This is a genomic window from Paenibacillus sp. TAF43_2, assembly GCF_052113545.1.
Taxonomy (GTDB): domain Bacteria; phylum Bacillota; class Bacilli; order Paenibacillales; family Paenibacillaceae; genus Pristimantibacillus.
In genome coordinates, this window is record NZ_JBFRDK010000258.1 from 1 (window position 1) to 6,264 (window position 6,264).

A 6,264-nucleotide genomic window follows, 5' to 3' on the forward strand; every position below is an offset into this window, starting at 1 on the left:
TGCTTATAATTTTCCTTGTAGCCCCGGAAGAATGTTTTGAACAGCGCAACGTCACTCTCTCCCATTACCCATTTGCGCGCAACCGCAAACATAGCTGCTGTTGCTGGAAATAAGGAGAATGGCGCGACGACTGCCATCGCAATAAGAGCGGAATAGATTTGATTGACATCCWGTGACAAAACCAATCCCCATGCAAAAAAAGCGAATGGAATCGAACAGATCAACCACAAAACATTAATAACTGCCAATCTCATGATCCATTCCGAAATTCGGTAAAACCCACCCATTAGCCCCTTTGGTTCCATCGGATCTGCCTCCAGAAAAGTAAGATTACTCCCACTAGACTACAAAGTATAGCGGAATTCGTATATCTGTTTTGTAATAAGACAACCAATAGAATAATAATAAAAAAATCGAGGTCGTCCAGATGCCCGTTAGGGATCACGGACTTCCTCGATTTTTTTGGTTATACAAGGGAAACGATTATTAGTTATTTACATAACCGTCGGAAGAGCTTTTTGGACGACGGTTTTCTGGACGTCCTTCGCTGCTTCTTTTACCAGCGTAGCCGCCGCCACTGCTGCTGCCGCCACGGGACTCATAGCCACCGCGTGAGCTGCCGCCAGTACTGCTGCCGCTGCTGCGTCTGTCATCGCGACCGCGATATCCGCCGCCACCGCTGCCGCCAGTGCTGCTGCTGCGATTGCCGCCGTATGAAGAGGACGAACCGCTGCGGTTGAATGGACGACCGTTTGAACGAATGTCCGGCTTGCGTTTTTTCGCGCGAAGCGGATCTTCCGGTGTCAATTCGATTTCTACGTTTTTCTTCTCGCCAGTCAGCAATTTAATTGCTGCTGAGAGCAAGTGAACGGAATCATATTGCTCAAGCAATTGAATCGAAATCGCTTTGTACTCAGAGAACTCTTCGTTTTGAACGACTTCAAGAAGACGTTCAGCTGTTACGCGTTGTTTGCCTTCAATCGCTTCTGCGATGCTTGGAAGCGGCTTGCGGTTCATCTTCTGACGCGTTACTTTCTCGATGAAATGCAAGTGGTCCGTTTCACGAGGTGTAACGAATGACCAAGCTGTACCTTCTTTACCTGCGCGGCCTGTACGACCGATACGGTGTACATAGCTCTCAGGATCTTGCGGAAGGTCAAAGTTGATAACATGCGTTACGCCGGATACATCAAGGCCACGAGCAGCAACGTCAGTCGCTACCAATACATCGATGCTGCCATCACGGAATTTACGCATTACGCTGTCGCGTTGGTTCTGCGACAAGTCGCCGTGCAAACCGTCTGCAGTATATCCACGTTTTTGAAGCGCTTCGCTAAGCTCATCAACCCGACGTTTTGTACGACCGAAAATGATAGCTAGCTCAGGGGATTCCATATCAAGCAAGCGGCTAAGCGCTTCGAACTTCTGGCGCTCATGCACTTCAATATAAGATTGCTCAATAAGTGGAGCTGTGATTTGTTTTGGAATAACTGAAACATGCTCAGGGTTTTTCAGAAATTGCTGTGCAAGCTTCTGAATGTTTGCTGGCATTGTTGCAGAGAACAGCATCGTGTGACGCTCGTCTGGCACTTGCTTAAGGATAGATTGAATATCCTCCATGAAGCCCATATCAAGCATTTCATCTGCTTCATCCAAAATAACGGTTTGTACATCTTCTAGACGGATTGTTTTGCGGTTGATGTGATCAAGCAAACGTCCTGGTGTACCAATAATAATTTGAGGCTTCTTCTTCAATGCACGGATTTGACGACCAATTTCCTGTCCGCCATAAATCGGCAATGAGCGAAGACCTTTGTACCTTGTCAGCTTCCCGATCTCGTCAGCCACTTGAATAGCGAGTTCACGGGTTGGCGTCATTATTAATGCGACAATGCGTTCCTCGCTTGTCGGAATTTTGTTAATGAGCGGAATTCCGAATGCCGCTGTCTTTCCTGTACCCGTTTGTGCTTGGCCAATTAAATCTTGTCCCGCCATAGCAATAGGGATAGCTTTGTCTTGAATCGGGGTAGATTCCTCGAATCCAAGTTCGGTAATTGCTTGTAACACTTTTGGTTCCAAGCCAAATTCAGCAAATGTTTTCAAACTTTTCTCAAACTCCTTTTATCTGCAGCCTACTTAAGAATATCCAAATCATTATAGCACACAATCAATCATGAATACCAGCAAACCAATTTAAGCCATACTAAGCATGCCAAAATAAAGGAATTAAACAAGTCGGTTGCATTGGAGCGATTTTATTGAATCCGCATTCCCTGCGTTACCTTTTTACAATCCCTATGATGACAATAGGCGCCTTCCTTATCGCACTGGGCTTCAATTTTTTTCTAATTCCGCACCAGCTGCTTAGCGGTGGAATATCTGGTATTTCCATGATGGTCGGCTATATTACGGGCGGAAACATCGCCTTGCTTTATTTTATCCTCAATGTGCCGGTGCTATTATGGGGATGGTTTATCGTAGGTCATCGCTTTATTATATGGAGCGTCTACACCGTTGTCGCCTCTACGGTATTCCTACAGGTTATACCCGTCATGAAAATTGCGGATGACCTTATGCTTGGAGCTGTATTCGGCGGGATTATAGTCGGGTTTGGCAGCGGCTTAACACTTCGGTACGGCGGCTCATCAGGCGGTTTCGATATTATTGCCTCGATTGCAACGCGGAAACACGATTGGCCAATAGGCATGATTATTTTTTTATTGAATGGCGTAGTCATTGCAGTGTTGATTTTGTTTACGAAGGACTGGAATTTAGCCTTATACTCGCTCGTCGCTATTTTTTCCGCTGGAAAAGTAGTAGATCTCATCCACGTGAGGCATATTAAACTTACGGCCTTCATTATCACGACCAAAACCGAAGAGCTGCTCGCAAAGCTGCTCTTGCACCCGCGCGGAATTACAATAATAAAAACACGCGGTGCATATTCTTCGGGTGATCGCGATATGCTGATGACTGTAAGAACGAAATATGAAATAGCAGAGCTTTGCAAGACGATTACCACCATCGACCCGCGTGCATTCATTAACATCGTAGAAACGGTTGGTGTCATCGGCGATTTTTACAAGCCAAAAGACTAAATCATATACGCAGGTATGGATTTTACACCGTATCCCTATGTTTTTGAAAATGATCCTGATATAATGTTTGTATCCCGTAGTTTGGTTTCTTGCCATATGATTTCCCCTAAACATTAGATATGAAAGGGTGAGGCTCAGGTGGATATGGAAACGGTCAAATTGTCTCAAATTGTAGAGAAGCTAGCCCCAGAGCTCAGTCCTTTTCTTACGAAACGCGAATTGGACATCAGCATTGTGCTGCGTGACGGTCTTGCAGTATTAGAGCCTGCTGACGCAATGGAAATTGTGCAGCACAGTATTTGCAATCAGCAGAGAGAAGCTTTGTTACAATGACAATGCGGGACACACACGGATTATTTATGCGCCAGTCGAGTCACACTCGGCTGGCTTTTGTTTGTTTTGCAGGAAAACGGCGGCGATAATCACCTATTCGCAAGTCTTTATTTCAGCTTTTTAGCAAATTTTCAATATGAGTTTTATGACAATTGTAAAAAAGTTAATGACCCAGACATGCCATCTGCTTTATAATTTGAACAGAATAGCTAACGGGGAGAGAGCAAAATGGACAACATCATTTCAACATTGCTGCTGCTGTACAGCTTGCTCACTGGAAGCGGAGAGCATAACACCGCAGTGAAGCAGCTAGCAATTGCATACTTAAATTCCGCAGCTGGCCAAACCATCATTAATCCGGATGCTGCTGCAAATGGAGGCGAACTCTCAGGAAAAAATCACGCTGGACTGGTCAAAAAAGACCCGCAGCCTGAAACACCGCCGATCAAAGGAATCTATGTAACTGCTCATAGCGCGGGCGGTGCGCGCATGGAATCGCTTTTAAAGCTGCTTGACGACACGGACCTCAATAGTATGGTAATCGACATTAAAGATGACAACGGCTACATTACATATCCTACTACAACACCCGAACTGCTAGAGGTTGGCGCTTCGAAGAAATATATCCGAGATATTAATGAACTTATGCTTACTTTAAAAAAACATAATATTTATCCGATAGCCAGAATTGTAGTCTTCAAGGATACGGTACTTGCGCGAAAGCAGCCTGAGCTGTCTTTCCTCCAGCAAGACGGAACGATATGGAAAAATAATCGCGGCGAGAGCTTCGTAAATCCTTATCGCAAAGAAGTATGGGATTATAATATTGCTGTCGCCAAGGAAGCAGCAAAGCTTGGCTTTAAGGAAATCCAATTCGACTATGTTCGGTTCCCAGAGGGCTTTGATAACAAATCTGATACACTGACCTTCAGCAAGGCTGATCAGAGCCGCGTGGACACTGTCGCTGGATTTGTCAAATATGCTAGAGAACAGCTTCAGCCGCTCGGTGTTAGGGTTTCGGTAGATATATTTGGTTATGCGGCATCCGTACCGACAGCCGAAGGCATTGGCCAAGATTTTGTGAAAATTTCAAATGATGTGCATGTCATTTCGCCTATGGTTTATCCTAGTCACTATAGTACAGGATGGTTTAAACAAAAGGATCCTGACAAAAGCCCATATGAGACTATAAAAGGCGCCATGCTTGATACGCATAAGAAGCTTGATCCGGGTACGGAGTCAAAACCGATTATTCGTCCGTGGATTCAAGATTTCACAGCAAGCTGGTTAGGCGCTGGTCATTTTGTGAAGTATGGCAAAACGGAAGTCGAAGCTCAGATTAGAGCTTTGAAAGAAACAGGCATCAAGGAGTTTCTCCTATGGAATGCCGGAAATAAATACACTCCTAACGTGGAATATGATTAGCTTTAATCCTATTTAGACACAAAAAAGTCCACCTTCGCTTACAAAGCGGCGGTGGACTTTTTTTATATTTATATTTATATTTATTGGGATAAACGAAGTGCCAGCTCGTACATATCAGTGTCAAATGGTTTCTTCGTATTGACAACAAGATCAATATCAGTCGTTACGAGCTCGCCTTTAACAACGCCGCAGCCTTTGCCTGAATCGCCAGCCATTAGCTGTCTAACGGCAAAGTCACCAAGACGGCTTGCTAGAATACGATCGATTGCCGTCGGCGTACCGCCGCGTTGAATATGTCCAAGTACAGTTACACGCGGCTCAATTCCACTATTAGCAGTAATCTGTCTTGCTACTTCTTCACCTTTGCCCGCACCTTCTGCTACAACAATAATTGAATGACGCTTGCCTTTGGCAAAATTCGTCTTCATACGCTCTGCAACCTCAGTCAGTTCAAAAGGAACCTCTGGTACAAGAATCGTCTCCGCACCGCTTGCTAGACCAGCATGCAAAGCGATATCGCCGCAATGACGTCCCATAACTTCAACGACGGATGAACGCTCATGCGATGACATCGTGTCGCGAATTTTATTAATAGCATCTACTACGATGCTAACTGCAGTATCAAAGCCGATCGTAATATCCGTGAACGGAATATCATTATCAATTGTTCCTGGAAGTCCCATCGTTTTGATGCCCAGCTTGCTTAGCTTATTAGCGCCATGATAAGAGCCGTCGCCGCCAATAACGACCAAACCGTCGATACCTCTAGCACGAAGCACTTCAGCACCGCGCTGTTGGCCTTCAGGTGTCATAAACTCCTTGCATCTAGCTGTTTGCAAAATTGTACCGCCGCGTTGAATAATATCGCCAACGCTTCTCAAATCCATTTGTCTAAGGTCGTCATTGATAAGCCCTTGGTAACCCCTTTGAACACCATATACATCCAAACCGTGATATAGTGCACTCCTTACAACAGCACGAACGGCTGCGTTCATTCCTTGCGAATCTCCTCCGCTTGTCAATACTGCGATTGATTTGACTGCAGACATGGTCATTCCTCCACTTTTTTTATTTATAGTTAAGCCTGTTGTTTCCGAATCCAGATGCTGTTAATAAGGAAAAACAGACGCGTAAGCGGGCTGTTCTTCATTAGCCTCCTAGAAACATTTCTGACATCCGCCTGGTGGCGAACCTTCGGGTCTGACAAATATAAGGCTAAGAGCCCTTCAATAATCAAACGATGAAAACGAGAAGCAGGAAGCTGCTTCACATCCTCACGCGCTCGGTTCACAATCGTACCGAGACGCTCAACAAGCAGACTGTCATTATCATAATAATTGCAAAAATTAAGGTCTCCGCCTACTTGATCCTCTTCTTGATCGATTAAATAATCGAGCAGGATATGAAG

Annotated in this window: 7 protein-coding genes; 3 read left to right on the forward strand and 4 right to left on the reverse strand. The window is 45.0% G+C overall.

Annotation, left to right across the window (positions count from 1 at the left end; translation table 11 throughout):
- Both AB4Z17_RS31005 and AB4Z17_RS31010 read right to left on the reverse strand, forming a co-directional pair.
- Positions 1–305, reverse strand: a 305-nt coding sequence (locus AB4Z17_RS31005; protein WP_441964151.1) for a DUF624 domain-containing protein, incomplete at its 3' end; no start/stop codon positions are given.
- 181 nt (positions 306–486) lie between these two features.
- The gene (locus AB4Z17_RS31010; RefSeq protein ID WP_339203532.1) at positions 487–2,103 is read right to left on the reverse strand and encodes a DEAD/DEAH box helicase; all 1,617 of its coding nucleotides are present in this window, start codon (positions 2,101–2,103) and stop codon (positions 487–489) included.
- 194 nt (positions 2,104–2,297) lie between these two features.
- Here AB4Z17_RS31010 and AB4Z17_RS31015 point away from each other — a divergent pair, with 194 nt between their 5' ends.
- The 3 genes from AB4Z17_RS31015 (at position 2,298) to AB4Z17_RS31025 (ending at position 4,856) form a co-directional block, all read left to right on the forward strand.
- Positions 2,298–3,098 (forward strand): YitT family protein, encoded by an 801-nt coding sequence (locus AB4Z17_RS31015; protein ID WP_076267061.1) that lies wholly within the window; start codon positions 2,298–2,300, stop codon positions 3,096–3,098.
- A gap of 144 nt (positions 3,099–3,242) precedes the next feature.
- Positions 3,243–3,431 carry a hypothetical protein gene (locus AB4Z17_RS31020; RefSeq protein ID WP_076267060.1) on the forward strand — a complete coding sequence of 63 codons (189 nt, stop codon included), beginning with the start codon at positions 3,243–3,245 and terminating at the stop codon, positions 3,429–3,431.
- A gap of 228 nt (positions 3,432–3,659) precedes the next feature.
- Entirely contained in the window at positions 3,660–4,856 is a 1,197-nt protein-coding gene (locus AB4Z17_RS31025) for a putative glycoside hydrolase (RefSeq protein WP_441964152.1), read from the forward strand.
- 80 nt (positions 4,857–4,936) lie between these two features.
- Here AB4Z17_RS31025 and pfkA read toward each other — a convergent pair whose 3' ends face one another.
- Both pfkA and AB4Z17_RS31035 read right to left on the reverse strand, forming a co-directional pair.
- A complete protein-coding gene (pfkA, locus tag AB4Z17_RS31030; protein WP_076266824.1) occupies positions 4,937–5,905 on the reverse strand; it encodes a 6-phosphofructokinase in 969 nt (322 codons plus the stop codon).
- 29 nt (positions 5,906–5,934) lie between these two features.
- A partial coding sequence (locus AB4Z17_RS31035; RefSeq protein ID WP_441964154.1) for a DUF2600 family protein occupies positions 5,935–6,264 on the reverse strand: 330 nt, incomplete at its 5' end.

Coding starts and splice junctions, on each gene's coding strand:
- AB4Z17_RS31015 (WP_076267061.1), top strand. CDS start 2,298: ATGATGACAATAGGCGCCTTCCTTATCGCACTGGGCTTCAATTTTTTT.
- AB4Z17_RS31020 (WP_076267060.1), top strand. CDS start 3,243: ATGGAAACGGTCAAATTGTCTCAAATTGTAGAGAAGCTAGCCCCAGAG.
- AB4Z17_RS31025 (WP_441964152.1), top strand. CDS start 3,660: ATGGACAACATCATTTCAACATTGCTGCTGCTGTACAGCTTGCTCACT.
- pfkA (WP_076266824.1), bottom strand. CDS start 5,905: ATGTCTGCAGTCAAATCAATCGCAGTATTGACAAGCGGAGGAGATTCG.